The sequence below is a fragment of the Bradyrhizobium arachidis genome (assembly GCF_024758505.1).
In the GTDB taxonomy this organism is placed as follows: Bacteria; Pseudomonadota; Alphaproteobacteria; order Rhizobiales; family Xanthobacteraceae; genus Bradyrhizobium; species Bradyrhizobium manausense_C.
This window is the reverse complement of the sequence record NZ_CP077970.1, coordinates 265,359-291,659: the sequence shown is the minus strand read 5'-3', so window position 1 is coordinate 291,659 and position 26,301 is coordinate 265,359. Positions and strand designations below refer to the sequence as shown.

Annotated in this window: 23 protein-coding genes and 1 tRNA gene; 9 read left to right on the top strand and 15 right to left on the bottom strand. The window is 65.3% G+C overall.

What is annotated here, in order from left to right; genetic code table 11:
* Positions 1-121 precede the first annotated feature (121 nt).
* From KUF59_RS01415 to trxA, 4 genes are all read left to right on the top strand, one after another.
* Entirely contained in the window at positions 122-844 is a 723-nt protein-coding gene (locus KUF59_RS01415) for a nucleotidyltransferase family protein (RefSeq protein ID WP_212456279.1), read from the top strand.
* Between the two features lie 223 nt (positions 845-1,067).
* Positions 1,068-4,211, top strand: a complete 3,144-nt coding sequence (gene addB, locus KUF59_RS01410) for a double-strand break repair protein AddB (RefSeq protein WP_212456280.1) — start codon at positions 1,068-1,070, stop codon at positions 4,209-4,211.
* Positions 4,205-7,714 (top strand): double-strand break repair helicase AddA, encoded by a 3,510-nt coding sequence (gene addA, locus KUF59_RS01405; RefSeq protein WP_212456281.1) that lies wholly within the window; start codon positions 4,205-4,207, stop codon positions 7,712-7,714. Before addB ends, addA begins: the two co-directional genes overlap by 7 nt.
* Positions 7,715-7,783: 69 nt before the next feature.
* Positions 7,784-8,104 carry a thioredoxin gene (trxA, locus tag KUF59_RS01400; protein ID WP_140980672.1) on the top strand — a complete coding sequence of 107 codons (321 nt, stop codon included), beginning with the start codon at positions 7,784-7,786 and terminating at the stop codon, positions 8,102-8,104.
* 54 nt (positions 8,105-8,158) lie between these two features.
* On the opposite strand, the gene KUF59_RS01395 is transcribed toward trxA, so the two are convergent.
* The 14 genes from KUF59_RS01395 to aroA all read right to left on the bottom strand — a co-directional run bounded on the left by KUF59_RS01395 (position 8,159) and on the right by aroA (position 21,379).
* Positions 8,159-8,635 carry a MarR family winged helix-turn-helix transcriptional regulator gene (locus KUF59_RS01395; protein WP_212456282.1) on the bottom strand — a complete coding sequence of 159 codons (477 nt, stop codon included), beginning with the start codon at positions 8,633-8,635 and terminating at the stop codon, positions 8,159-8,161.
* Positions 8,632-9,069 (bottom strand): SRPBCC family protein, encoded by a 438-nt coding sequence (locus KUF59_RS01390; protein ID WP_249140091.1) that lies wholly within the window; start codon positions 9,067-9,069, stop codon positions 8,632-8,634. The genes KUF59_RS01395 and KUF59_RS01390 overlap by 4 nt, the downstream gene beginning before the upstream one ends.
* 96 nt (positions 9,070-9,165) lie before the next feature.
* On the bottom strand, positions 9,166-9,906 hold the full coding sequence (locus KUF59_RS01385; protein WP_212456284.1) for a metallophosphoesterase family protein: 741 nt from the start codon (positions 9,904-9,906) through the stop codon (positions 9,166-9,168).
* Between the two features lie 30 nt (positions 9,907-9,936).
* Complete coding sequence (locus KUF59_RS01380) at positions 9,937-11,196, bottom strand: bifunctional folylpolyglutamate synthase/dihydrofolate synthase (protein ID WP_408918141.1); 1,260 nt, start codon at positions 11,194-11,196, stop codon at positions 9,937-9,939.
* Positions 11,197-11,291: 95 nt separating this feature from the next.
* Entirely contained in the window at positions 11,292-12,233 is a 942-nt protein-coding gene (accD, locus tag KUF59_RS01375; RefSeq protein WP_212456286.1) for an acetyl-CoA carboxylase, carboxyltransferase subunit beta, read from the bottom strand.
* A gap of 137 nt (positions 12,234-12,370) precedes the next feature.
* A complete protein-coding gene (trpA, locus tag KUF59_RS01370; RefSeq protein WP_212456287.1) occupies positions 12,371-13,207 on the bottom strand; it encodes a tryptophan synthase subunit alpha in 837 nt (278 codons plus the stop codon).
* Entirely contained in the window at positions 13,204-14,421 is a 1,218-nt protein-coding gene (gene trpB / locus KUF59_RS01365) for a tryptophan synthase subunit beta (protein ID WP_212456288.1), read from the bottom strand. The genes trpA and trpB overlap by 4 nt, the downstream gene beginning before the upstream one ends.
* Complete coding sequence (locus KUF59_RS01360; protein ID WP_212456289.1) at positions 14,418-15,077, bottom strand: phosphoribosylanthranilate isomerase; 660 nt, start codon at positions 15,075-15,077, stop codon at positions 14,418-14,420. Before KUF59_RS01360 ends, trpB begins: the two co-directional genes overlap by 4 nt.
* Positions 15,078-15,141: 64 nt before the next feature.
* Positions 15,142-15,558: a lipopolysaccharide assembly protein LapA domain-containing protein gene (locus tag KUF59_RS01355; protein WP_212456290.1), complete on the bottom strand. Its 417-nt coding sequence runs from the start codon at positions 15,556-15,558 to the stop codon at positions 15,142-15,144.
* 72 nt (positions 15,559-15,630) lie between these two features.
* A complete protein-coding gene (locus KUF59_RS01350) occupies positions 15,631-15,933 on the bottom strand; it encodes an integration host factor subunit beta (RefSeq protein WP_140980679.1) in 303 nt (100 codons plus the stop codon).
* A 173-nt stretch (positions 15,934-16,106) separates the two neighbouring features.
* The gene (gene sppA / locus KUF59_RS01345; protein ID WP_212456291.1) at positions 16,107-17,087 is read right to left on the bottom strand and encodes a signal peptide peptidase SppA; all 981 of its coding nucleotides are present in this window, start codon (positions 17,085-17,087) and stop codon (positions 16,107-16,109) included.
* A 342-nt stretch (positions 17,088-17,429) separates the two neighbouring features.
* Positions 17,430-19,139 carry a 30S ribosomal protein S1 gene (gene rpsA / locus KUF59_RS01340; protein ID WP_212456292.1) on the bottom strand — a complete coding sequence of 570 codons (1,710 nt, stop codon included), beginning with the start codon at positions 19,137-19,139 and terminating at the stop codon, positions 17,430-17,432.
* 267 nt (positions 19,140-19,406) lie between these two features.
* Positions 19,407-20,045, bottom strand: coding sequence for a (d)CMP kinase (gene cmk, locus KUF59_RS01335; protein WP_212456293.1), 639 nt, complete (start codon positions 20,043-20,045; stop codon positions 19,407-19,409).
* Positions 20,042-21,379: a 3-phosphoshikimate 1-carboxyvinyltransferase gene (aroA, locus tag KUF59_RS01330; protein WP_212456294.1), complete on the bottom strand. Its 1,338-nt coding sequence runs from the start codon at positions 21,377-21,379 to the stop codon at positions 20,042-20,044. The genes cmk and aroA overlap by 4 nt, the downstream gene beginning before the upstream one ends.
* Positions 21,380-21,581: 202 nt before the next feature.
* Between aroA and KUF59_RS01325 the strand changes: the two genes are divergently transcribed.
* Both KUF59_RS01325 and KUF59_RS01320 read left to right on the top strand, forming a co-directional pair.
* Positions 21,582-21,992: a TIGR02300 family protein gene (locus KUF59_RS01325; protein ID WP_212456295.1), complete on the top strand. Its 411-nt coding sequence runs from the start codon at positions 21,582-21,584 to the stop codon at positions 21,990-21,992.
* Positions 21,993-22,087: 95 nt separating this feature from the next.
* Positions 22,088-22,163, top strand: a tRNA-Ala gene (locus tag KUF59_RS01320).
* A 109-nt stretch (positions 22,164-22,272) separates the two neighbouring features.
* Here the strand turns inward: KUF59_RS01320 and KUF59_RS01315 are convergent.
* A complete protein-coding gene (locus tag KUF59_RS01315) occupies positions 22,273-22,734 on the bottom strand; it encodes a MarR family winged helix-turn-helix transcriptional regulator (RefSeq protein WP_212456296.1) in 462 nt (153 codons plus the stop codon).
* A 156-nt stretch (positions 22,735-22,890) separates the two neighbouring features.
* Here KUF59_RS01315 and KUF59_RS01310 point away from each other — a divergent pair, with 156 nt between their 5' ends.
* From KUF59_RS01310 to ugpB, 3 genes are all read left to right on the top strand, one after another.
* Positions 22,891-23,319, top strand: a complete 429-nt coding sequence (locus KUF59_RS01310; RefSeq protein ID WP_212456297.1) for an organic hydroperoxide resistance protein — start codon at positions 22,891-22,893, stop codon at positions 23,317-23,319.
* 184 nt (positions 23,320-23,503) lie between these two features.
* A complete protein-coding gene (locus KUF59_RS01305; RefSeq protein ID WP_249140068.1) occupies positions 23,504-24,709 on the top strand; it encodes a CaiB/BaiF CoA transferase family protein in 1,206 nt (401 codons plus the stop codon).
* A 219-nt stretch (positions 24,710-24,928) separates the two neighbouring features.
* Positions 24,929-26,245: a sn-glycerol-3-phosphate ABC transporter substrate-binding protein UgpB gene (ugpB, locus tag KUF59_RS01300; protein WP_212456298.1), complete on the top strand. Its 1,317-nt coding sequence runs from the start codon at positions 24,929-24,931 to the stop codon at positions 26,243-26,245.
* Positions 26,246-26,301: the final 56 nt, after the last annotated feature.

The following is a 26,301-nucleotide window of genomic DNA, read 5'->3' as shown; positions in this document are numbered from 1 at the left end:
AAACGTCACCTCGGGTGACTATGGCGGTCAGGTTCGATGCGGTCGGCAGATCCTCATGCTAGGGTTGCCCCATGCCAGGATTGCTGCGGCCGCGAAATTGAGGTTCTGAGAAAGCCGACCGATGTCCGTCAAACCGACCAAAGCCATGGTGCTCGCCGCAGGGCTGGGCCTGCGCATGCGCCCCCTGACGGATAAGATGCCAAAGCCCCTGGTTCCGGTGGCCGGCCAGCCACTGCTCGACCATGTGCTCGACAAGCTCGGTCAGGCCGGCGTCACCGAGGCCGTGGTCAACGTGCACTATCTGGGCGACCAGATCATCGATCATGTCGCCACCCGCAAGCTGCCGCACGTGACCATTTCCGACGAGCGCAACCAGGTGCTCGGCACCGGCGGCGGCGTGGTCAAGGCGCTGCCGCTGCTCGGCGATGCGCCGTTCTATCACGTCAATTCCGACACGCTGTGGATCGACGGCGTCCGCTCCAATCTGGCGCGGCTCGCCGAAAATTTTGATCCGGCCCGGATGGACATCATGCTCTTGATGGCCCCGACCGCGAGCAGCATCGGCTACAGCGGACGCGGCGATTACTCCATGCTGCCGGATGGCACTCTGCGGGCCCGGCGGGAGAAGGAAGTGGTGCCGTTCGTCTATGCCGGCGCCGCCATCATGTCGCCGTCGATCTTCACTAACGCGCCCAAGGGCGAATTCTCGCTGACAAAGATGTTCGACCGCGCCAGTGAGCAGGATCGGCTGTTCGGCCTGCGGCTCGACGGCCTGTGGATGCATGTCGGCACCCCCGACGCCGTGCATGCCGCGGAAGAGGCGTATTTGGAGAGCGTGGCGTAGGCTGCCACCGCTCGTGACGCTGTCATGCCCCGCGAAGGCGGGGTATCCAGTACGCCGCAGCTTCTCCGCATCACGTCACCGTCTCTGGAATACTGGATCGTCCGCCTTCGCGGACGATGACAGACGATATGGGGCCCTAACACCGGGGAAGACCCCGCCTGCGCCCATGACCATCTGAGCGTGGCTCCCTATATTGGCGCCTGATCTCGCGAATCAGGCAGCCATGCGCGTCTTCAGTGTTCCCATCTCAGTTCCGTTTCTGCGCACGGTCGTGGCCGCGCTGCTCGACGGCCGGCTCGTCGACGGTTTTGAGGCGCGCAAGGAGCCGGCGCGGCTTGCGGACGCGACGCTCTATCTGCCGACGCGACGCGCGATGCGGGTGGTACGCGAGATCTTCCTCGACGAGATGAAGTCGGACGCGGTCGTGCTGCCGCGCATCGTCGCGCTCGGCGACATCGACGAGGACGAGCTCGCGTTCGCAGGTGAGGCCGAACAGTTCTCGGGCGCCGAGCCGCTCGAGATTCCGCCACGCCTTGGCGAGCTCGAACGGCGGCTGACGCTGGCGCGACTGGTGGCGGCCTGGGCCAAGGGCGAGGTGCTGGCGCCGCTCGTGGTCGGCGGTCCGGCCTCGACGCTTGCGCTGGCGTCGGACCTGGCGCGCCTGATCGACGACATGGTGACGCGCGGCGTCGATTGGGGCGCGCTCGATGGCCTCGTGCCTGATAATCTCGATCAATATTGGCAGCACTCGCTCGAATTCCTGCGCATCGCGAAGATCGCGTGGCCCAGCCATCTCGCCGAGATCGGCCGGATCGAGCCGGCCGCGCGGCGCGACCAGTTGATATCTGCGGAAGCACGGCGCCTGACCGCACACCCGGCAGGCCCCGTGATCGCCGCAGGCTCCACCGGTTCGATGCCGGCCACCGCAAAGTTCCTGCATGCGGTCGCCTCACTGCCGCACGGCGCCGTGGTGCTGCCGGGGCTCGACACCGATCTCGACGAGGACGCCTGGCAGACAATCGGCGGCAGCAGGGACCTGCTGGGCATCACCGAGCAACCGGCCTCGAACCATCCGCAATATGCGATGCATGGCCTGCTCCAGCGCTTCGGCATCAAGCGCAGCGACGTCGAGGTGCTACAGCCGCCGGCCGAACATGGCCGCGATCTGCTCGCATCCGAGTCGATGCGGCCGTCCACCAGGACGGAGATATGGCATGACCGGCTGAAGCAGCCGGATGTGGCGGCGAAGATTGCGGGCGGCATGGCAAACCTCGCGGTCGTCGCGGCGCCCAATCCGGAAATGGAGGCGCTCGCGATTGCGATCGCGATGCGCGAGGCGCGGCATCTCGACAAATCGGCGGCGCTGGTGACGCCGGATCGCGCGCTGGCCCGCCGCGTGATGGCGGCGCTCGCGCGCTGGAACCTCGCCTTCGACGATTCCGGCGGCGACGTGCTGATGGAAACATCAGCCGGCATCTTTGCACGGCTCACGGCGGAAGCCGCGACCAAGGGGCTTGAGCCGCCGACGCTGCTCGCGCTGTTGAAGCATCCACTGTGCCGGCTGGGTAGCACGCCTGGCGCCTGGAAGCGCGCGATCGAAGGGCTGGAGCTCGCGGTGTTGCGCGGGACGCGGCCGCCCGCGGGCTCCGCCGGCCTGTCGCGCGAATTCGCGCGCTTCCGCGACGAGCTCTCCAAGCTGTGGCGCGAAGAAGCATCCGCGCTGCATCGATCTGAGCCGCGTGCGCGCCTGAAGGCCGAAGACCTCGATCGTATCCAGGCGCTGATCGCGGCCTTGCAGACGGCGCTGGCGCCGATCGAGAACCTGGCCTCGTCAAGACCGTATGATTTCGCCGAGCTCGCTTATCGTCATCGCGAAATCCTGATCGCATTGTCGCGTGACGAGCATGGCATCCCGCTCGCCTTCGAGGAGCGCGAAGGGCTGGCGCTCGCGAGCGCCTTCGACGATTTGCTGCGCGGCGAGGTCAGGAGCGGGCTGATGGTGCCGCTTCCGGACTACCCGGACGTCTTCCAGACCGCATTCGGCGATCGCGCGGTGCGCCGCGGCGACAAGCCGGGGGCGCGGCTGCACATCTATGGTCCCCTGGAATCGCGGCTGATGCAGACCGACCGCGTCATCATCGGCGGCCTGATCGAAGGCGTGTGGCCGCCCGCGCCGCGCATCGATCCCTGGCTCAGCCGACCGATGCGACACGAGCTTGGCCTCGACCTCCCGGAACGGCGCATCGGCCTCTCCGCGCACGATTTTGCGCAACTGCTCGGCGCCGACGAAGTCATCCTCACACACTCTGCCAAGGCCGGCGGCGCACCGGCCGTGGCCTCGCGTTTCCTGCATCGCCTCGAGGCTGTCGCGGGCGCCGATCGCTGGAAAGCGGCGGTGCGTGCCGGTGAAAAATACGTCGCCTATGCGAACGAGCTCGACCGTCCCCACGAGGTCGAGCCAATCAAGCAGCCCGAGCCGCGGCCGCCGCGCGCAACACGCCCCCTCAAACTCTCGGTCACTGCGATCGAGGACTGGCTGCGCGATCCCTACACGATCTACGCAAAGTACATTTTGCGACTGGATGCGCTCGATCCCGTCGACATGCCGCTGTCGGCCGCCGACCGCGGCTCCGCCATTCACGAAGCGCTTGGCGAGTTCACCGAAAAGTTTGCGGAACGCCTGCCGCCGGATCCAGCGCGCGCACTGCGCGAGATCGGCGAAAAGCATTTTGCGCCGCTGATGGAACGGCCGGAAGCCCGCGCGCTGTGGTGGCCGCGCTTCCAGCGCATCGCGCGCTGGTTCGGCGAATGGGAGATGGCGCGACGCGACGTGATCGAGACGATCAACGCGGAGACCCGCGGCGAGATATCGATCCAGCTCGACAATGAGCGCGCCTTCCGTCTCTCCGCACGTGCCGATCGCATCGAGCGGCGCCAAGGCGGCGGCTACGCCATCCTCGACTACAAGACGGGTCAGCCGCCGACCGGCAAGCAAGTCCGCATGGGCCTGTCTCCGCAGCTCACCTTGGAAGCCGCGATTTTGCGCGAAGGCGGTTTTTCCGACATCGATGCGGGCTCATCGGTCAGCCAGCTCGTCTATGTCAGACTCAGCGGCAACAACCCGCCGGGAGAGGAGCGCATCCTCGAACTGAAAATCAAGCCGGGCGACGAGCCACAGCCGCCGGACACCGCAGCCGCAGACGCGCGGCGCAAGCTTGAAGCCCTGATCCGCGCCTTCGAGGACGAGAACCAGGCCTACACCTCCCTGAACCTGCCGATGTGGACCAACCGCTACGGCGCCTATGATGATCTCGCCCGCATCAAGGAATGGTCGGCCGCCGGCGGCCTGGGGATCGAGGAATGGTGAAGGCGCCCCGCCCCATCCCCGATGCCGTGCGTGCGACGCAGGCCCGCGCGTCGGACCCGACCGCATCGGCCTTCGTGTCGGCCAATGCCGGCTCGGGCAAGACGCATGTGCTGGTGCAGCGGGTGATCCGCCTGCTGCTCGCGGGCGTGCCGCCGGAAAAGATCCTCTGCATCACCTTCACCAAGGCAGCGGCGGCCAACATGGCCGAGCGCGTGTTCACCACGCTCGGGCACTGGGTGACGCTGGATGATGCTGCGCTCGATAGCGCGATCCGCGCGGCCGGCATTCCGCATCCGAATGCAAAGATGCGGCGCGAGGCGCGAAAACTGTTCGCCTGCGCGCTGGAGACGCCGGGCGGATTGAAGGTGCAGACCATTCACGCGCTGTGCACCCGCCTGCTCCAGCAGTTTCCGTTCGAGGCCAACGTGCCGGCGCGCTTTGCCGTCATCGACGAGCGCGACCAGACCGACATGATGGAGCGCGCCAATCTGAAGGTCCTGCTGGAGGCCGCGCGCGCCCCCGACAGCGTCACGGGACGGGCGCTCCTGACCGCCATGGCCAGCGCGGCCGATGTCACGTTCAAGGAGGTCGTGCGCGAGGCCTGTCTCAGCCGCGATCATTTCATGGCCTGGACCGATCAGGCCGGCAGCGCCGCAGCGGCGGCCGCGCAGATGGCGGCCGTGCTCGGCGTCTCCCCGGATGATCGTTTGGAAGACATCGAGCAGGAGATCCTGGACGGGCCATTCCTGCCGCGGTCGCGCTGGGATGACATCGCCTTCGCTCTCGATGACGGTGCCGCATCCGACAAGACCCAGGCGGGACGGCTGCAGGAAGCAAAGATCTTCTCCGGCGCCGCACAGGTCGACGCCTATCTCAGCGTCTTCCTGACCGACGAAAAGCTGCCGCGCAAGGCTGTGGTGACCAAGAGATTCGGCGACCACAATCCGTCCGTGGCGCGCCTGTTCGAGGCGGAGGCGCAGCGCCTGACGACGCTGGTCGAACGTCGCCGCGCCGTGACGGTCCGCGACCGCACCGAGGCACTGCTGCATATCGCAACGGCTGCGGCTGCGAACTATAGGCGCGAGAAGCAGGAGCGCGGGCTGCTCGACTATGACGACCTGATCGACAAGACACTGGCGATGCTGGACCGCATCAGCTCGGGCTGGGTGCATTACAAGCTCGACCGCGGCGTCGATCACGTGTTGATCGACGAAGCCCAGGACACGAGCCCGCGGCAATGGGACATTGTCGCCCATATCATCTCCGAATTCACCGCCGGCGCCGGCGCGCGCGAGGGGCTGAACCGGACGGTGTTTGCGGTCGGCGACGAAAAACAGTCGATCTTCTCGTTCCAGGGCGCAGCACCCCACGAGTTCGATCAGCGGCGGCGCGAGCTGCACCGCAAGTTCACCGCCGCCGGGCTGAAGTTCGATCCTGTCGCTTTCACCTATTCGTTCCGGTCGGGCGCGACGATCCTACACTCCGTCGATCACGTGTTCCGTGAACCCCAGATCTACGGCAGCATCCACTCGATCGACATCGGCCATCCCCTGCATCACGCGCTGGCCGATGCAGGTCCAAGCCTGATCGAGCTCTGGGATCTCGCCGTCGCCGACGACAAGCAGGACATCGAAGGCTGGCGCGCGCCGTTCGACGGCGTCTCCGTGACCAGCCCCGAGGTAAAACTTTCCCGCCGCATCCAGGCCGAGATCAAGCGGCTGGTCGAGAGCGGCACGCTGACGGGGCACGAGGGCGAGCGGCGCCCGCTGCGCTATGGCGACATGCTGATCCTGGTGCGCCGGCGCGGCAACGCGTTCGACGCGGTGATCCAGGCGTTGAAGCATGCAGGCATCCCGGTCGCCGGCGCCGACCGGCTGAAGCTGACCGAGCACATCGCCATCATCGACCTGATGAATCTCGCCGATGCGCTGCTGTTGCCGCAGGACGACCTTGCGCTTGCGGTGGCGCTGAAGAGCCCGCTGTTCGGGCTCGATGACGATGATTTGTTTGCGATCGGCTGGGGCCGCAAGGGATCGCTGCGCCGCGCACTCGGCGATCGTGCCGCGAGAGACGAAAAATTCGCAGCCGCACTTCGTCGGCTCGAAGCCTGCGAGGTTCGCGCGCGCGAGGAGACGCCGTTCGCGTTCTATGCCTGGCTGCTCGGCGGAGATGGCGGGCGGGCGCGCATCCTGCGCCGACTCGGCCATGAGGCCAATGACGCGCTCGATGAATTCTTGGAGCTCGCGCTGAACTATGAGCGCAAGGCGCCGGCCTCGCTGCAGGGTTTCATGGCCTGGCTGCGCTCGGCCGACACCGAGGTGAAGCGTGACATGGAAATCTCGCGCGACGAGGTCCGCGTCATGACCGTGCATGGCGCCAAGGGCCTGGAGGCCTCCGTCGTGTTCATGGTCGACACGACGTCGTCGCCCGCGGACACGCAGCGGCTGCGGCTGATCCAGGTGCCGCGCGGCAATGGCGGCGAGGTCGTGGTCTGGGCCGGCCGCAAGGCGGATGATCCAAAGCCCCTGATCGACGCACGGAGCGCAATGCTGGCCGAGACCGAGGACGAGTATCGCCGCCTGCTCTATGTCGCGATGACGCGCGCGGCGGATAGGCTGATCGTCGGCGGCTGCATGCCCGGCAACATGAAGACGGTCCGCAAGCTGAGCTGGTACGATTTGATCGACACCGGGCTCACCGGCTCGGGCCTCGAAAAGGAGATCATCGAGACGCCGCTCGGCAAGGTCACGCGATTCGCGCGGCCGGAGGATGTCACCGCGCTGGGCGTGCCGACGGCCTCGGCCGATGAACATATCGAGCTGCCGTCCTGGCTGCGAACGCCGGCACCGCGCGAATCGTTGGACGACGATCTCGTCCGTCCCTCCGGCCAAAGCGCCGAGGAGGGACGTGCGGTGCGCAGCGGCGAATCGGTCCAGTCCCGGACGCTGGCCCTGCAGCGCGGCACGCTGGTGCACCGGCTGCTGCAGTCGCTCCCCGATATCGCCGCCGAGCGGCGACGCGAGGCGGCGCGTGGCTTCCTCTCCCGCAACGCATCGGATTGGCCGGAACCGGAGCGGCAGGCGCTGGCCGAAAAAGTGCTCGCCCTGATCTCCGATCCGCGCTTTGCTGCGGTGTTTGCTGCGGGCAGCCGCGCGGAGGTCGCGATCGTCGGCCGGCTGGAGCGTCCTGGCTGCGCGCCCGCGCTGGTGTCCGGGCAGATCGACCGGCTCGTGGTGGGCGCGGGCGAAGTCCTGATCGTTGATTTCAAAACCAACCAGACCCCGCCCAAGTCGGCCGCCGAGGCGCCCGCGGCTTATGTCAGGCAGTTGGCGTTTTACCGCGCCGTGCTCGCCAGGCTTTATCCCCAGACGCCGATCCGGGCTGTCCTGCTCTGGACCGAGGCCCTTGAATATATGGAGATTTCAGCCTCCGCGCTGGACGCGGCACTGGCATCCCTTCATCTCAGTGTGAGCGTCCTTGACCCGGCAAGGAGCCGTTCATAGGTTGAACGGCATGATCCCGGGCGCGATTCCATGTCACGCCTCTTCCTTCAACCGTACGAGGTAACTCCAATGGCCGTTAGCAAGGTCTCTGACGCCGATTTCGAAGCCCAGGTGCTCAAGGCGGACGGCCCGGTCGTGGTCGATTTCTGGGCCGAGTGGTGCGGCCCCTGCCGCATGATCGCCCCCGCGCTCGACGAGATCGCCGGCGCGATGGGCGACAAGGTCAAGATCGTGAAACTCAACGTCGACGAGAGCCCGAAGACCGCCTCGAAGTATGGCGTGATGTCGATTCCGACGTTGATGATCTTCAAAGGCGGCGAGATGGCTTCCCGCCAGGTCGGCGCGGCGCCGAAGGCAAAGCTGCAGCAGTGGATCACCGCTTCGGTCTGATTCGCGTCACGACCACGAGACTGTTTTGAACGGCCGGCGCTTCGCCGGTCGTTTTCATTTGGCGTCGTCTTCGGTTCGCTCAGTGCCCTGAACAAGCGCCTGAAACATCGCGACCAGCCGCTTGGTATCGGACGCCAGCGGTTCGAAGAAGGCGGCGTCGACATCCTCCACGACGGGGACGGCCTCGCGGGCGAGATCGCGGCCTGCCTTGGTGACCGTGATCGACTTGGCGCGCGGATCGGTGGGATGGTCGACCCGCTGGATCAAGCGAGCCGCTTCCAACGCGCGCAGAACCTGCGACGTCGTCATCGGATCGATCCCAGTGAGCTGGGAAATCCGCGCCTGGGTCAGGGTTTCGGACGCGCTGAACCAGGTCGCCGTTGCCAGCACCACGAACTGGGAATGGGTGAGCCCGAAAGGCTGAAGCGCCGCCCGTTGCTGCCGCTGCCAGGCGTTCGAAATCTTCCACAGCAGGAAGCCCGGGCTTTCAGCCGGGCCGGATAGCCGTGTCGGCAGCGGCGGTTGCTTCATTGCTGGTCCATCCTCTCCGCCTGTTTCGTTTCGGCGAGCTTGGCGAGGCTTGCAAGAACCTCGGGAAAATCCGACGCAACAGCGGGGCCGATCACGGAGGCCTGGGGTCCATTGGCGTCGACAGCATAGACGATGCGCGTGCGCTTCGGTCCGGCATATTCGATGCGATGGGCGACAGCGATCACGAGATCTCCGACGCGCGTTTCGTCCACAAAACATTCGTTCTCACTGACCTCGACCAGTTGCGAGCGCAGTGGCTCCTCGCCGGGAGGCTTCATCGTGAACCACGTTCCGGCCGAGAACGGCCCCTCAATGTCAATGCGTTCGATCCCCGCGTTCCAATTCTTCCAACCGGGGACGTCGCGGAAAACGCTCCAGATGGTGTCCGCCGTCGCACTCGTCTCGATCGCGTATTCGTACTGCCAAGCCTGCATGTCGCTCACGATGCCCTCCGTATGTAAGCGCACTTATAATAAGCGCGCTTACATACCTGTCAAGGCCCGTGGCGTCCCCTGTTTCGCCGGTGAAAGCTACTTGATCCAGCCGGTCGCCAGCGCGTTCGCAAGTTCGGGCTGACCGTTGCGGCGCGCCAGCGCAGCCATCGCCTCGTGATCATAGGGCACGTGACGGAACGTCACCTGCCAAGCGCCTTCAGCCAGCTCAAGGATCGCATAGCGCGCGTGCGGCGTACCGGCTTCGACCACATGCGGATAGGGGTGCGTGTCGCGATAGCCGGGACTGCCGACGCTGCCGGGATTGACGATCAGCCTGTTGTCGCGAAGCCGGACCGCTCGCGCCAGATGCGTATGCGCGCAGAGGATCAGCGATTGCGTGATCCCTTTTGCGAGTTGCTCGATCCGATCGAGCGACGCTAGCGCGACCGTGCCGTCCGGATGCACGGTGTCGAGCCAGTAGACCTCGTCGTTGTCGGGCGTCGCGTGGCACAAGAAGACCTGATCGCGGAGCACGCGCGTCATCGGCTGCGCGCGCAGCCAGTCGAGATGCGAACTGTCGAGCTGCGCATGTGCCGGACGATCCCACGAGCCCATCTTCTCCGGGGGACGATCGAGCAGATAGCGATCGTGATTGCCGAGCACATGGACGGCATCGAGCGCGATCAGCGCGTCCAGCGTGCGCCGTGCATCGAGCGGGCCGCTCACCATGTCGCCGAGGTTGACGATGTCCTTGATGCCGTGGGCGCGGATGTCGACAACGACCGCCTCCAGCGCCAGATAGTTTCCGTGCACATCGGCAATCGCGGCAAAACGCATCGTCGTCACTCCCCTCGCTGCGGGACAATCCTATGCAGGAGGCGTGCCGTTGAGCGCGAGCACGTGGCCGGCGAGATAGAGCGAGCCGGTGACCAAAATGCGCGGCGGGACCTCGTAGGCAAGGCGCGACAATGCGCGCAGCGCGGCCTCGATGCCGGGCGCGATCTCGACGCGCATGCCGAGGCTGCGCGCCGCATCCGCGAGCCGATGGACCGGCATCGCGTTCTCCGTGGCTGGAATCGGCACCGCGATGATGTGGCGGGTGAGGCCGGCAAAATTGGCGAGAAACGCATGCGCGTCCTTGTTCGCCATCATGCCCGCGATCACCACCAGCGGCCGCGACACCCGCTCCTCGAGGTCGCCGAGTGCTGCGGCAGCGACGCGGCCACCCTCGGCGTTGTGCCCGCCATCGAGCCAGATCTCCGAGGCCGGAGGCCCCCAGCCGAGCAGCGCCCCGGATGTGATGCGCTGCATCCGCGCCGGCCATTCGGCGTTGACGATGCCGGCTTCGAACGCGGCGTGATTGATCTTGAATGCATTGGCGTTGAGAGACTGGACCGCGCGCAGTGTCGCTATCGCAAGACCGGCGTTGTCGAATTGATGACGGCCGAACAGGCGCGGCGCCGTGAGATCCATCAGGCCGCGATCGTCGGAATAGACGAGCCGCCCATGCTCGACATTGACGTGCCAGCCTTCGCCGGCCGCAAACAACGGCGCGCGCATGCATTTGGCCTGTGCCTCGATCACGGCCATCGCCTCCGGCGTCTGCTCGGCTGAAATGACCGGCACGCCGCGCTTGATGATCGCCGCCTTCTCGCCGGCGATCGACGCCAGCGTGTCCCCGAGGAAATCCATGTGATCCATGCTGATCGGCGTGATCACGGTCGCAAGCGGCGTCTCGATGACGTTGGTGGAATCGAGCCGGCCGCCGAGGCCGACCTCCAGCAGCAGAACGTCGGCCGGGTTTTGCGCAAACAGATGGAAGGCGGCCGCGGTCTTCAGCTCGAACACAGTCGCGGGCTCACCGGCGTTGACGCGCTCGACCAGTTGCAGCGCCTCGCGCAGCTCGTCGTCACCGACCAGCACGCCGCCACCGGTGCGGCCGAGACGGAAGCATTCGTTGATCCGCACCAGATAGGGCGAGGTGTAGGCGTGAACCCGCAGGCCGGCAGCCTCGAGCGTCGCGCGGAGATAGGCGAGCGTCGACCCCTTGCCGTTGGTGCCGGCGATGTGAATCACCGGCGGGACCCTGCGCTCGGGATGGTCGAGACGCTCGAGCAGACGGTACATCCGCTCGAGGCCAAGGTCGATGCGCTTCTGATGCAGGACCGACAGCCGCCCGATCAATTCATCGAGCGACGGTTTTTCGCTGTTGGTGGGCAGTGTCACGCGTGCGGCGCGGCCGGCGCCACCTCGGAAGCCGCCACGATCTGCGCCGGATTGGTGACTTGCGGCGTGGATTTCGGCGCGCCTTCGAGCGCAGGTGACTTGGTCAGGATGCGGCAGAGTCGCGCCAGCGTCGGGCGCAGATCGTGACGGTGCACGACCATGTCGATCATGCCGTGCTCCTTCAGATATTCGGCGCGCTGAAAACCTTCCGGCAGCTTCTCGCGGATGGTCTGCTCGATCACGCGCGCGCCGGCAAAGCCGATCAGCGCACCGGGCTCGGCGATCTGCACGTCGCCCAGCATCGCGTAGGAGGCGGTGACGCCGCCGGTGGTCGGGTTGGTCAGCACGACGATATAGGGCAGTTTTGCCTCGCGCAGCATTTGCACGGCCACCGTGGTGCGCGGCATCTGCATCAGCGACAAGATGCCTTCCTGCATGCGCGCGCCGCCGGACGCCGCGAACACAACGAACGGCGACTTCTTTTCCACCGCGAGCTCGAGCCCGCGCACGATGGCCTCGCCCGCGGCCATGCCAAGCGAGCCGCCCATGAAGTCGAAATCCTGCACGGCGACCACGACAGCCGCGCCTTCGAGCTTGCCGTAGCCGACCTTGATCGCGTCGTTGAGGTTGGTGCGCGCGCGGGCATCCTTGACGCGGTCGACATATTTCTTCTCGTCACGGAATTTCAGCGGATCGGCCGCGACGTCCGGCAGCGCAACGTCGAACCAGGTCTCGTTGTCGAAGATCGACTTCAACCGCGCGACCGCGCCCATGCGCATGTGATAGTTCGAGCCGGGGATGACGAACTGGTTGGCCTCGACATCCTTGTAGAACACGAGCTGCCCGGAATCCGGACACTTGATCCACAAATTCTCCGGCGTCTCCCGCCGCAGCATGTTGCGGATTTTTGGCCGGACCACGTTGGTGAGCCAGTTCATGGTTTGCTCCGATTAGCGATCGGTCTTAGCGACAGGTCTTGCCGATCGCCCGAGGAATATATGGCGGCCGGGGCGTTCCCCGGCAAGCCGCCGTTTGGTCCGCCGCCGTTTGGTCCGTCTTGGCAGCGGAATTATGGCTATTCGGCCGCCTGCTGCGCGCCCCGGACGCCCTGGGCCAGGGAGGCCGCCAGATCGGCAACGGCGTTAACGGTTTTGGCGGTGGCACGCCCTTGCGAATCGAGGCTGCCGCGCAGGGCATCGACCAGCGCCGTGCCCACCACCGCGCCGTCGGCATGCGAGGCAATGGCGCGTGCCGTATCCGGCGTGCGGATGCCGAAGCCGACGCAGACCGGAAGCTTGGTATGGCGCTTGATGCGGGCGACCGCCTCGCTCACCGCCGTGCTGTCGGCGGCCGCCGCACCCGTGATGCCGGTGATCGAGACGTAATAGACGAAGCCCGACGTGTTCGCGAGCACGGCCGGCAGGCGCTTGTCGTCGGTCGTCGGCGTCGCCAGGCGGATGAAGTTGAGGCCGGCCTTCAGCGCCGGCTTGCAAAGCTCCTCGTCCTCTTCCGGCGGCAGGTCGACGATGATGAGGCCGTCGACGCCGGCGGTCTTGGCATCGGACAGGAACTTGTCGACGCCGTAGATGTAGATCGGATTGTAGTAGCCCATCAGCACGATCGGCGTGGCGTCATCGCCCTTGCGAAAGCCGCGCACGAGCTCCAGCGTCTTCTTCAGCGTCATGCCGCCATTGAGCGCACGCAGGCCCGCGGCCTGGATCGACGGGCCGTCGGCCATCGGATCGGTGAAGGGCATGCCGATCTCGATCACGTCGGCGCCCGCCTTCGGCAGCGCCTTGATGATCTCGAGCGAAGTCGCAAGATCGGGATCGCCGGCCATCAGGAAGGTGACGAAGGCCGAGCGGCCCTGCTTCTTCAGCTCGGCAAAGCGGGTGTCGATACGCGTGGTCACTTCTTCTTGCCCTTCAGGATGTCACCGACCTGCGGGACGTCCTTGTCGCCGCGGCCGGAGAGATTGACGACCATCAGGTGATCTTTCGGCCGCTTCGGCGCGAGCTCCATCACCTTGGCGATCGCATGCGCAGGCTCGAGCGCGGGGATGATGCCTTCGAGGCGCGACAGGAGCTGGAACGCTTCGAGCGCCTCGTCGTCGGTTGCCGACAGGTACTTCACGCGGCCGATCTCATGCAGCCAGGAATGCTCGGGGCCGATGCCGGGATAGTCGAGACCGGCCGAGATCGAATGCGCGTCCTGGATCTGGCCGTCCTCGTTCATCAGGAGATAGGTGCGATTGCCGTGCAGCACGCCGGGACGACCGCCGGCGATCGAGGCCGCATGCAACTGCGTCAGCCCATGCCCCGCCGCCTCGACGCCAAAAATCTCCACTGTGGGATCATCGAGGAAGGGATGGAACAGGCCCATGGCATTGGAGCCGCCGCCGATGCAGGCGACGAGCGAGTCCGGCAGGCGTCCCTCGACCTCCTGCATCTGAACCTTGGTCTCGCTGCCGATCACCGACTGGAAGTCGCGCACCAACGTCGGATAGGGATGCGGACCTGCGACCGTGCCGATGCAATAGAAGGTGTTGTGCACGTTGGTGACCCAGTCGCGCAGCGCCTCGTTCATGGCGTCCTTGAGCGTGCGCGTACCCGACTGCACCGGAAACACCTTTGCGCCCAGCATCTCCATGCGGATGACGTTGGGTTGCTGCCGCTCGACGTCGACCGCGCCCATATAGACCACGCATTCGAGCCCGAAGCGCGCGCACAGCGTTGCGGTCGCAACACCGTGCTGGCCGGCGCCGGTCTCGGCGATGATGCGCTTCTTGCCCATGCGGCGCGCCAGCATGATCTGGCCGAGCACGTTGTTCACCTTGTGCGAGCCGGTGTGGTTCAGCTCCTCGCGCTTGAAATAGATTTTTGCGCCGCCCAGGTGCTCGGTCAGGCGCTCCGCGAAATAGAGCGGCGAGGGCCGACCGACATAGTGCTTGAGATAGCCGTTCATCTCGGCCTGGAAGGCCGGGTCGGCCTTGGCCGCGGCGTAGGCCTTCTCCAGGTCGAGGATCAGCGGCATCAACGTTTCGGCGACGAAGCGTCCGCCAAAGATGCCGAAATGGCCGCCCTCGTCGGGGCCGCTGCGGTAGGAATTTGGTTTGGCGATGTTCATCGTACGCTCAACTCTTGGATGGCGCGGCTTGCGCGAATGAAGGCTTTGATCATCTCGGGATCCTTCACGCCTGGGGCGCTCTCGACACCGGAGGAGACGTCGACGCCGCCGGCGCCGGTGACGCGCAGGGCTTCCGCGACGTTCTCTGCATGCAGGCCGCCCGAGACCATGTAGGGCACGTGCAGATCGAGGTTTTCGAGCAGGTGCCAATCGAAGGGCGCCCCTAGGCCGCCGGGCCGCGTCGCGTCCTTCGGCGCCCGCGCATCGAACAGGATGCGGTCGGCGACCGCGGCATAGCCGGGCAGCACGGCGAGATCGGCTGCGGTTTCGACCGGCATCGCCTTCATCACCGGACGGCCGAATTTTTGCTTGATGTCGCGCAGCCGGGCGACGCTTTCCTTGCCGTGCAGCTGCAGGATATCCGGCGACAGCGCATCCATGATGTTGTCGAGGGTCGCATCGTCAGCGTCGACCGTGAGCGCGACCTTCAGCGCGCGCTTTTTGACCTGGCGACCGAGGTCTCGTCCAACCTCCAGCGACAGGTGCCGCGGCGATGGCGGAAAGAACACGAACCCCACCATGTCGGCGCCCGCGTCGAGCGCCACTTCAAGCGTCTCGCGCGTGGACAGGCCACAGATTTTGACGAGCAGGGACATGGTCTCAAACAGCGTGGAAGCCGCCGGCCGGCGGCGGGAAAGCGGGTTTTCGGTGCGGCCGCTTCTACAACGTCGCGCGCTGCTTGTCTCGCCCGACGGGACCGTAAAGGCCGGCGCCCGAGGGGGCAGGCAGGCGCTGCGGCTGGTAGCTGTGATCCTGCCGCTGGTCCAGCCTGGCCGCGGCCGCAGAGGCCCGCAGGCCGGCCAGCTCGGTCCGCACCGAGCGCGCATCCGCCTCATGCTGGCGGGCGGCGCGGCGCCAGCGCCGCTGGCCGAACCAGACGGCACAGCCGCCAGCAAGGACCCCGAGCGCGGCCACCAGGATCAGAAGCAGAAACAGCGGCAACGTGATCGACAAGACCGGGTCGTTCGCCATGAAGGGGTCGAAGGAGACCGTGACGAAATGATGGTTGGCGACCGCAAAGACGACAAGCAGCAGGCCCAGCGGAATCACGATCAGCGCGGTCAGGAATTTTCGCATGACGCTTCGCTCGCCTTGGAATCAAGCCTGTGGCCGCAACATGCGGCCACGCGGGAAAACCCGGATGTCGGCCTATTCGCCGCCGGGATCCGGATGGTCGCGGTTCAGCCGCTCGCGCATTTCCTTGCCGGTCTTGAAGAACGGAACGCTCTTCTGGTCGACGGGCACATGGGCGCCGGTGCGTGGATTACGGCCGGCGCGCGCCGGGCGGTGCTTCACTGAGAAAGCGCCGAAGCCGCGCAGCTCGACGCGATCACCGCGCGCCAGGGCCGCGACGATCTCTTCGAGAATCGCATTCACAATGTTCTCGACATCCCGCTGGTAGAGATGCGGGTTGTGCTCGGCGATGCGCTGAACAAGTTCGGATTTGATCATCGAGAGATAGGACCCGGAAGCGTGCGGATGACCATTTCCGTGAAAATGCCTTGAACTGTCAAGACGCTAAATCAAGATTGGGTGACGGGAATTTGCGTGACAAGGGCTGAAAAGCGGGCCTGTCACAATACCCGTCGGACGGGAAAACCTTCCCGCCCTCGCCCAGTTCCACTTCAATTGGATGCGGCCGGTTGCCACAGTGCCAGCATCCCGTCCAATCCAAGCCGGTCGACCGCCCGAGCTACCCCACTCTGCTCGATCTGGTGCGCAATCGAGCTCAAACCAAGCGCTTCCAGCGTCATTGCGGCGGCTGCGCGCAGGAATGACAGGTCGCCGAGGCGCGGTTGAAGCTTGTAGTCGCGTACCGGCAGGCCCTTCTTGACGCCCTTCTGCTCGACGAGCCAGGTCACGGCCGTCTTCTCGTCGCCGAGCTGATCAATCAGCTTCAGGTCGACCGCCTGCCGCCCGGTGAAGACCCGGCCGTCGGCCACTTTTTCGAGCTGCGTGTCATCCATGCCACGCCTTTCCTTCACCAGACCCTTGAACCAGGCGAAGGAGTCCTTCACCAGCGCGTCGAGCGCGGCGCGCGCTTCGGGACTGGTCGGCTCAAAACCGTTCGGCGCGGCCTTCAGCGGCGAGGATTTCACCTCCTCGACCTTGACGCCGATGGTCTTCAGAAGCTCGGCCACGTTCGGATACTGGAACAAGACGCCGATCGAACCGACCAGCGAACTCTGCTGGGCGATGATGTGGTCGCTGGCGATGGCGCCGATATAGCCGCCCGAGGCGGCAAGGCCTTCGACGACGACCACGAGCGGCTTCTTCGCCTTCAACCGCACCAGTGAGTCGTAGAGCTGTTCGGAGCCGGCCGTGGTGCCTCCGGGCGAATTGATGTGAACGATGACGGCGGCGGCGCGCGAATTCTCCAGTCGCTCCAGCGCCTCGACGCGTTCGGAATCGCTGCGGATCAGGCCATCGATCTTGACGCGCGCGATCGCGCCGGCCGAGGTGAACGTCCCGCGCGTACCGGGCGCGGCCACCAGCGCAACACCTGCGATCGCAACGATCGCAACCAGCGCGGCGACGACGCGCCAGAAGGTCAGCTTGCGGCGGATTCGTCGGCGATCGACGATGATGTCCGAATCGAGCGACATCGAAAAATCTCCAAATATGGGCCGCGCAGGTTTTGCAGCCACAGCGTGACCATCGGCTTATCTGGATACATCAATTGCGACGCAATTTGAAGAAATGAAGGCCTGTCCCGGAGTAGCGCCGTAGGGTGGGCAAAGCCGCCGCCACAGCTCGAAGAGCCGAGGCGGAGGTGTGCCCACCACTTTTCCCGGCGCGGAACGATGGTGGGCACGACGCGCGAAGAGCGCGCCTTTGCCCACCCTACGAAGTCACGCTTGTCCGGGACGAGGGCGTTACTCGTTGCGGCAACAAAAAAGCCCCGGCGGATCGCCGGGGCCTTGATGCTTGCGAAACGAGCGTATCGCTTACTTGTTCTCGCCGCGGTTCTTGAGCGCGGTGCCGAGGATGTCGCCGAGCGTCGCACCCGAATCGGAGGAGCCGTACTGCGCGATGGCTTCCTTCTCTTCGGCGACTTCGAGCGCCTTGATCGACACCTGGACCTTGCGGGCCTTCTTGTCGAACTGGATCACGCGGGCATCGACCTTCTCGCCAACGGCGAAACGTTCGGCGCGCTGGTCGTTGCGGTCACGCGCGAGCTCCGAGCGCTTGATGAAGGTGGTGAAGTCGGTACCGGCGATCTTCACCTCGATACCGCTTTCCTTCACTTCGAGCACTTCGCAGGTCACGACGGCGCCCTTCTTGACATCGCCCGGCTCGGCGAACGGGTCGCCTTCGAGCTGCTTGATGCCGAGCGAGATGCGCTCCTTCTCGACGTCCACATCGAGCACCACGGCCTTCACCATGTCGCCCTTCTTGTAGTTGTCGATCACCTGCTCGCCCGGAAGCTTCCAGTCGAGATCGGAGAGGTGGACCATGCCGTCGACGTCGCCCTCGAGACCCAGGAACAGACCGAACTCGGTCTTGTTCTTGACCTCGCCCTCGACCGTCGAACCGGTCGGGTGACCTTCCACGAAGACCTCCCAGGGATTGCGCATGGTCTGCTTGAGGCCGAGCGAGATGCGGCGCTTGACCGAATCGACTTCGAGCACCTGCACCTCGACTTCCTGCGAGGTCGAGACGATCTTGCCGGGGTGCATGTTCTTCTTGGTCCACGACATCTCGGAGACGTGGATCAGGCCTTCGATGCCCGGCTCGAGCTCGACGAACGCGCCGTAGTCGGTGATGTTGGTGACACGGCCGGTGAAGCGCGCACCCAGCGGGTACTTGGCTTCGATGCCCTGCCACGGATCGTCCAGCAGCTGCTTCATGCCCAGCGAGATGCGGTGCGTCTCGTGGTTGATCTTGATGATCTTGACCTTCACGGTCTGACCGATCGTCAGCACCTCGGTCGGGTGGTTGACGCGACGCCATGCGATATCGGTGACGTGCAGCAGGCCGTCGATACCGCCGAGATCAACGAACGCACCGTAATCGGTGATGTTCTTGACCACGCCGTCGATCACCTGACCCTCTTCGAGGTTCTGCACCAGCTCCTGACGCTGCTCGGCGCGGGTCTCTTCCAGCACGGTGCGGCGCGACACGACGATGTTGCCGCGGCGGCGATCCATCTTGAGGATCTGGAACGGCTGCGCGTTGTTCATCAGCGGAGCGACGTCGCGGATCGGACGGATGTCCACCTGCGAGCGCGGCAGGAAGGCCACGGCGCCGTCGAGATCGACGGTGAAGCCGCCCTTGACCTGGTTGAAGATGACGCCCGTGACCTTTTCGTTGTTCTGGAACGCCTTCTCGAGCTTGCCCCAGCTCTCTTCGCGGCGCGCCTTGTCGCGCGACAGCACGGCTTCGCCGAGGGCGTTTTCGATGCGATCGAGGAACACTTCCACCTCGTCGCCGACCTTGAGGTCGCTCTCACGGCCGGGGCCGGAAAATTCGCGCAGCGCAACGCGACCCTCGGTCTTCAGGCCGACGTCGATGACGGCCATGTCCTTTTCAATCGCAACAACCTTGCCCTTGACGACGGAGCTTTCCTGCAAATTGCCGCCGGCAAAGGACTCATCGAGCATCGCGGCGAAATCGTCGCGCGAGGGGCTATAGGTATCAGCAGAAGTCGAAGCCATTTGTTCTCCAGTTGCGGACGTCTTGCCGGCCGTTGGGTTTAAGGGCGTATCGTGCGCGCAGTGTCGGAAGGTCCGCAGAACCTTCGAGCGACCGCTCGTGTCCCGGACTCGCACCGGGAACAGCAAGAGCGGGCCGGCGAGAGCCCGCGCGTTCGATACGTTGAAAATCTTGATCCGGAGCCTGGATGTCGCCGGTCCCCGAGAAGGGGACCGAGCTATCGACCTCAAAGAGCGGGAGCGGGCGCTTCCTCCAATGACGGCTGCGGCTTAACCCCGCTGCCGGCCCGCTCGGACGGCCTCGATAATGTCGATGGCGGCCCGGACGCCGCCTTCTATATCCAGTTGAGAGTTATCAAGCAAGTGAGCATCCGGGGCCGGTTTTAGCGGCGCAATCGGCCTGTTCTGGTCGCGCTCGTCGCGCGCGAGGATGTCGGCGAGGATAGCCGCCTCGTCCGCCGCCTCGCCCCTCGATTGGGCCTCCAGGGTGCGGCGGCGGGCGCGGACTTTTGGGTCGGCGACGACAAAGATCTTCACGTCGGCATTCGGGCAGATCACGGTTCCAATGTCGCGGCCGTCAAGCACGGCACCGGGCGGATCGGCGGCGAATTGCCGCTGGAAGTTCAGGAGGACCTCGCGAACCCTCGGGATTGCGGAAACTACGGAGGCGGCGTGGCCGATCTCATGTGACTTCAGCGCCGGATTGCCGAACTTTTCCGGATCGAGTTCCAGCGCCACGGCCACCGCCGCCGCCTCGTCCCGCAGGTCCTGGCCGGCCTGCATCAGGCCATAGGCCACGGCGCGATAGATCACGCCGGTATCGAGGTGGCGATAGCCGTAGTGGTGCGCGAGTCGCTTGCCGAGCGTCCCCTTGCCCGAGGCCGCAGGTCCGTCGATGGCGATGATCATGAAAACTCCGCGCCGAGCGAGCGCATCATCGGAATGAAGTCGGGGAAGCTGGTGGCGATGAAGGCGGTGTCGTCGACCTTCACCGGCTGGTCCGAGGCGCATCCCATCACCAGCGCCGACATCGCGATGCGGTGGTCCATGTGGGTTGCAACGAGGCCGCCGCCGGGCACGTGCCCACGCCCCTCGACGATGAGATCGTCGCCGGCAATCTCGACCTTCACGCCGTTGACGCGCAGCATGTCGGCGGTCGCCTCCAACCGATCGGATTCCTTCACGCGCAGCTCGTGCAGGCCGCGCATGACGGTCGTTCCTTCCGCAAACGACGCTGCCACCGCCAGCACCAGATATTCGTCGATCATCGAGGGCGCGCGCTCCGGCGGCACCTCGACGCCGCGCAGTTTTGAGGCGCGCACGCGCAGTCTTGCCATCGGCTCGCCGGCGTCGCCGCGGACTTCGCTTTCCTCAATGAAGGCGCCCATCTCGCGCAGTGTCGTGAACAGGCCGGTGCGCAGCGGGTTGGTCATGACGTCGGAGAGCACGAGATCGGAGCCGCCGACGATCAGCGCCGCCACGATCGGAAACGCCGCCGAGGACGGGTCGGCGGGTACCACGACCTCAGCGCCATGAAGTTCGCCCTGCCCGGACAGCGTGATGCGGCGGCCATGCTGGCCTTCCACGGTCGAGGTGATGTCGGCGCCAAAATGCTTGAGCATCAGCTCGGTGTGGTCGCGGCTCGCCTCGGTCTCGATGACGGTGGTCGTGCCCGGCGCAGCCAGGCCCGCCAGCAACACCGCCGACTTGATCTGGGCCGAGGCCACCGGCGTCTTGTAGGTGAGCGGCAGCGGATCGCGCGCGCCCTGGAGCGTCAGCGGCAGCCGCCCGCCCTCGCCACCGGCCGTGACCTTGGCGCCCATCTTTTCGAGGGGGTCCAGTATCCGGCGCATGGGACGGCTGCGCAGGGAGGCATCGCCGTCAAAGACCGCCGCGATCGGGCAGCCCGCGACGGCTCCCATCACCAGCCGGCAGCCGGTCCCCGAGTTCCCGAAATCGAGGGGGGCCTTGGGCTGGGCAAAGCCGGCGACGCCGACGCCCCGCACGACCCAGGCGAAATCGCCGGTCCGCTCCACCTGGGCCCCCAGGGCCCGCATCGATTTGGCGGTGTTGAGAACGTCTTCGCCCTCCAAAAGGCCGGAAATGCGGGTTTCGCCCACCGAAAGCGCCCCCAGGATGAGCGCCCGGTGGGAGATCGACTTGTCCCCGGGCACCCGGACTGACCCGGTCAGGGGGCCGCTGGCGCGCGACTGGAGGGGTGTCCGCTGGTCGGAATGGCTCACGATTTAAGTCCCTGGATCCAAGCGCCGCGGATATCCCATGCGGCGCGTGGCGCAGGTACCACACGGACCCCGTGCCGTCACGGGCAAGTCTTTACGAGCAAGTCTTTACGGGCATGTCTTTCTCCCGTAATGCGCTATTGACAGCGGGCCGCCAACTAGCCAAGTGAAGCACCGCTTTTCAGACATTCCCAGGATTCCTGCCGTGGCCAAGTCCGAACTCGGAACCAAACGCATTTGCCCGACCACGGGCAAGAAGTTCTATGACCTCAACAAGAATCCGGTGATCTCGCCCTATACCGGCGAGGTCGTGCCGATTGCCCCGGTGGCACCGGTCCGCGCGACCCGCGGCGCCGAAGCCCGGAGCCCGATGCCTGCCGACACCGCGCCGGAGCCCGCCGAGTCCGAGGAATTGGTCTCGCTCGAGGAGGCCGATGCCGAAGAGAATACCGGCAAGGTCAAGGCTGCCGTGCCCGAGTCCGAGGACGATATCGAGGTCGACGAGACCCTCGAGGACGATGATGACGATGATTCGACCTTCATCGCCGACGATGAAGAGGGCGATGAGGACGTGACCGACATCATTGGTGATGTCGGCGGCGACGAAGAGACTTGAGATCGCGCCTGATCTGTGAAAAAGGGTGCACCGCGCGAGTCACCAGGCTCGCCGGTTGGGTGTGATCCGCCAGGATCATCCCGGTTAAGGACTACGGGGCCATAGCTCAGCTGGGAGAGCGCTTGCATGGCATGCAAGAGGTCGGCGGTTCGATCCCGCCTGGCTCCACCAGCCTTCGCTCGCTTCGCGAGCTTCGGCTCGGCAAGCCCGCGCTACTCTATCGCAGCGAAGCTAGCGAAGGCTGCCGCGGCGTAGCCCGCAGGGCGAAGCCGGGCTTCAGCTACTCCCCAATCACCGCATTCAGCCGATCGCGCAGCGCCACGATCTCGTTCTTCATCGCGACGAGCTCCGAGACCGAGCAGTCCGAGGCCGCCAGGATCGACTGCGGAACCGCGCGCGCCTTCTCCTTCAGGGCATGGCCCTGGGCCGTCAGTGCGATCATCACCTGGCGCTCGTCTTCGGTCGAGCGCGTGCGCTTGACCAGTTGCGCCGCCTCGAGGCGCTTGAGCAGCGGCGTCAGCGTGCCGGAATCCAGGAACAGCTTTTCGCCGATATCCTTGAGCGGCACGTCGTCGCGCTCCCACAGCACCAGCATGACCAGATATTGCGGATAGGTCAGGCCGAGCAGGTCCAGGAGCGGCTTGTAGACCCGGTTGAAGGCGTGCGCGGCCGAATAGACCGCAAAGCAGATCTGATTATCGAGCCGGAGTGGCTGATCGCCGGCGAGTTGTTTTCGAACCATTTTGACCTCTTCGGACTTACCCAGCATTCTGGCCCGGGCCGGCCGCGCATTCAATTGCGAACAATTAAATGTGAGGCTTGCCAATTTCAATTGTACACAATGTAATTGTGTGCAATATAGGTGTCACCCCAACCGAAGACCACCAGGGAGACGACCATGTCCGTGAAAGTCCTCTACAAGACCACCGCAACAGCCACCGGCGGCCGCGACGGCAACGCCTCGACAGCTGACGGCGCCTTCAGCGTCAAGCTGGCGACCCCGAAGGAGCTCGGCGGTGGCGGCGGCGCCGGCAACAACCCCGAGCAGCTGTTTGCCGCAGGCTATGCCGCCTGCTTCATCGGCGCGATGAAGGCGGTTGCAGCCCAGGGCGGCGGCGTGAAGGTGCCTGCGGACGCCTCCGTGACCTCCACCGTCGGCATCGGCCCGCGCTCGGAAGGCGGCTTTGGCCTCGACATCGATCTCGCCGTCTCGCTGCCCGGCCTCGCCAAGGCCGACGCCGAAGCGCTGGTCGCGAAGGCCCACCAGGTATGCCCCTATTCCAACGCCACCCGCGGCAACGTCGACGTCCGCCTGACGGTCGTCTGACGCGAAGGCTGGACCTGCGGCCGGCCCGGGATCCCCCTCGGGCCGGCTGCTTACGCGCGATTTGCCGCGTGACGGCATGATCGGCGGCGCATGCGCCCACACGCGGCAGGCCATTGCTGGCGTGAACGAACCTCGCTAGGCCTGTGCTCGAATATCGACTTAGGCTTGAGCAGAGGTTGCCGCCATGAGTTCTGAAGCTGCTACCGGCGCGATGAGCGGACTGCGCGTCATCGATCTCACGCGCGTGCTCGGCGGCCCCTATTGCACGCAGATCCTCGCCGACCACGGCGCCGACGTGATCAAGGTCGAGCCGCCGGCAGGCGACGAGGTGCGCGACTGGGGCCCTCCCTTCCACGACGAGGACGCGGCCTATTTCGTCGGCATCAACCGCAACAAGCGCTCGATCGGGCTCGACCTCGCCTCCGAAGGCGGCCGCGTCGTGCTGCTCAAGATGCTCGAGACGGCCGACGTGCTGATCGAGAATTTCAAGCCGGGCACGCTGGAGAAATGGGGCATCGGCAGCGACGTGCTGCGCGCCAAATTCCCGCGCCTCGTGCATTGCCGGATCTGCGGTTTCGGCGCCGATGGCCCGCGCGGCGGCAATCCCGGCTACGACGCCATCATCCAGGCGATGACCGGCATGATCGCGGCGACCGGATCGCCGGAGAGCGGCCCGATGCGCATCGGCGTGCCGCTGGTCGACATCACCACCGGCCTCTATGCGGCGATCGGCATCTTGATGGCGCTGTCCGAACGTCAGCGCTCCGGTCAGGGCCAGTTCCTCGAGACCACGCTGTACGAGACCGGCCTTGCGATCATGCATCCGCACACCGCGAACTATTTCATGCATGGCAAGCCGCCCGGCCTCACCGGCAACGAGCATCCAAACCTCGTGCCCTACGCGATCTTCCCGACCAAGACCGACAACATCTTCATCGGCGTCGGCAATGACGGCACCTTCCGCAAGCTGGCGAAAGAGATCGGCAAGCCGGAGCTCGGTACCGACCCGCGCTTTGCCCGCAACAAGGACCGCATCGCCAACCGCGAGGCGCTGCGCGCCGAGCTAGCGGCCGTGTTCAGCCAGCATGAGGCCGAACCGCTGTGCAATCGCCTGCTCGCCGCCGGCCTGCCGGCGGGTCCCGTGCAGAAGATCGACCAGGCATTGACCAATCCGCACACCATCCACCGCGGCGACGTCATCGAGAAGGATTGGTACAAGGGCGTGGCGTCACCGATCCGGCTCGAACGGTCAAAGCCGAGCCTGCGCCGGGTACCGCCAAAGTTCAGCCAGCACTCCGCCGAGGTGCTCGGCGAGTTCGGCTACGCCAAGGCCGAGATCGACGCACTGGTGGCCAAGGGCGTGGTCTGCGGTCCCGACCGCAAGCGCTGAGGCTGCGCGCAGAATAATTCAAAAATGCCGCACTGCGGCGCGGGCACGCATATGCACCGCGAACGGTGCGGCATGCCTGGGCGCGTCTTCGCCTATTTTCCGGCTTCCCTTTTCCAGCGCTTGCCGCTTTCGTTTCGGCCGCTTACACAGTCACGTGAACGTCATATGGCGCTGCTAGCGCAAGCGCACATTTTTGACGGCCTAAGGGAGGTTTTCTTGATGGCTCTTCGACATTTTGGTGCGGCTGCCGCTCTCGCAGTCTCGATCGGTTTTGGCGCCTCTCCGGCGCTGGCCGTGACCGAGATTCAGTGGTGGCACGCGATGACCGGGGCGAACAACGACGTGATCGTCAAGCTCGCCAACGATTTCAACGCTGCGCAGACCGACTTCAAGGTCGTTCCCACCTACAAGGGCAACTACGCCGATACGATGAATGCCGGCATTGCGGCATTCCGCGCCGGTAACGCGCCGCACATCATGCAGGTGTTCGAAGTCGGCACCGCGACCATGATGGCCGCGACCGGCGCCGTGAAGCCCGTCTACAAGCTGATGGCCGAGACCGGCGAAAAGTTCGATCCAAAAGCCTATCTGCCCGCGATCACCGGCTACTATTCGACGACGAAGGGCGAGATGCTCTCCTTCCCCTTCAACTCGTCGTCGACGGTCATGTGGATCAATCTCGACGAGCTCAAGAAGGCCAATGTCGAGATCCCGAAGACCTGGCCTGAGGTATTCGACGCCGCCAAGAAGCTGAAGGCTGCCGGCCACGCGACCTGCGGCTTCTCCAACTCCTGGGTCACCTGGGTCAATCTCGAGCAGCTCTCCGCCTGGCACAACGTGCCGCTGTCCAGCAAAGCCAACGGCCTCGACGGCTTTGACACCGTGCTCGAGTTCAACGGCCCGCTTCAGGTCAAGCATCTCGAAAACCTGGTCGAGCTGCAGAAGGACAAGACTTACGACTACGCCGGCCGCACCAACACCGGCGAAGGCCGCTTCACCTCGGGTGAGTGCCCGATCTACCTGACGTCCTCGGCGTTCTTCGGCAACGTCAAGGCGCAGGCCAAGTTCGCCTTCACCGCCGTGCCGATGCCGTACTATCCGGACGCCAAGGGCGCACCGCAGAACTCGATCATCGGCGGCGCCTCGCTCTGGGTCATGGGCGGCAAGTCGGCCGACGAGTACAAGGGCGTCGCGAAATTCCTGACCTTCCTCTCGGACACCGACCGTCAGGTCTATATCCACAAGGCCTCGGGCTATTTGCCGATCACCAAGGCTGCCTACGAGAAGGCCAAGGCCGAAGGCTTCTACAAGGACCAGCCCTATCTCGAGACGCCGCTCCTGGAGCTCACCAACAAGGAGCCGACCGAGAATTCGCGCGGCCTGCGGCTCGGCAACATGGTCCAGCTCCGCGACGTCTGGGCCGAAGAGATCGAGCAGGCGCTCGCTGGCAAGAAGACCGCCAAGCAGGCGATCGATGCCGCCGTCGAGCGCGGCAACACCATGCTGCGGCAGTTTGAAAAAACCGCCGTCCGCTGACATGATGGTTTGAGGCACCAAACTGGCAGGCCGCATCTCGCGGCCTGCCACTGACC

Coding starts and splice junctions, on each gene's coding strand:
- KUF59_RS01310 (WP_212456297.1), top strand. CDS start 22,891: ATGTCCGTGAAAGTCCTCTACAAGACCACCGCAACAGCCACCGGCGGC.
- KUF59_RS01395 (WP_212456282.1), bottom strand. CDS start 8,635: ATGAAGCAACCGCCGCTGCCGACACGGCTATCCGGCCCGGCTGAAAGC.
- KUF59_RS01305 (WP_249140068.1), top strand. CDS start 23,504: ATGAGTTCTGAAGCTGCTACCGGCGCGATGAGCGGACTGCGCGTCATC.
- addA (WP_212456281.1), top strand. CDS start 4,205: ATGGTGAAGGCGCCCCGCCCCATCCCCGATGCCGTGCGTGCGACGCAG.
- KUF59_RS01380 (WP_408918141.1), bottom strand. CDS start 11,196: ATGTACCGTCTGCTCGAGCGTCTCGACCATCCCGAGCGCAGGGTCCCG.
- KUF59_RS01390 (WP_249140091.1), bottom strand. CDS start 9,069: ATGCAGGCTTGGCAGTACGAATACGCGATCGAGACGAGTGCGACGGCG.
- sppA (WP_212456291.1), bottom strand. CDS start 17,087: ATGTCGCTCGATTCGGACATCATCGTCGATCGCCGACGAATCCGCCGC.
- rpsA (WP_212456292.1), bottom strand. CDS start 19,139: ATGGCTTCGACTTCTGCTGATACCTATAGCCCCTCGCGCGACGATTTC.
- ugpB (WP_212456298.1), top strand. CDS start 24,929: ATGGCTCTTCGACATTTTGGTGCGGCTGCCGCTCTCGCAGTCTCGATC.
- trxA (WP_140980672.1), top strand. CDS start 7,784: ATGGCCGTTAGCAAGGTCTCTGACGCCGATTTCGAAGCCCAGGTGCTC.
- KUF59_RS01355 (WP_212456290.1), bottom strand. CDS start 15,558: ATGCGAAAATTCCTGACCGCGCTGATCGTGATTCCGCTGGGCCTGCTG.
- KUF59_RS01350 (WP_140980679.1), bottom strand. CDS start 15,933: ATGATCAAATCCGAACTTGTTCAGCGCATCGCCGAGCACAACCCGCAT.
- KUF59_RS01415 (WP_212456279.1), top strand. CDS start 122: ATGTCCGTCAAACCGACCAAAGCCATGGTGCTCGCCGCAGGGCTGGGC.
- KUF59_RS01385 (WP_212456284.1), bottom strand. CDS start 9,906: ATGCGTTTTGCCGCGATTGCCGATGTGCACGGAAACTATCTGGCGCTG.
- KUF59_RS01315 (WP_212456296.1), bottom strand. CDS start 22,734: ATGGTTCGAAAACAACTCGCCGGCGATCAGCCACTCCGGCTCGATAAT.
- trpB (WP_212456288.1), bottom strand. CDS start 14,421: ATGAACATCGCCAAACCAAATTCCTACCGCAGCGGCCCCGACGAGGGC.
- accD (WP_212456286.1), bottom strand. CDS start 12,233: ATGAACTGGCTCACCAACGTGGTCCGGCCAAAAATCCGCAACATGCTG.
- addB (WP_212456280.1), top strand. CDS start 1,068: ATGCGCGTCTTCAGTGTTCCCATCTCAGTTCCGTTTCTGCGCACGGTC.
- KUF59_RS01360 (WP_212456289.1), bottom strand. CDS start 15,077: ATGTCCCTGCTCGTCAAAATCTGTGGCCTGTCCACGCGCGAGACGCTT.
- cmk (WP_212456293.1), bottom strand. CDS start 20,045: ATGATCATCGCCATCGACGGACCTGCGGCCTCGGGCAAGGGGACGCTC.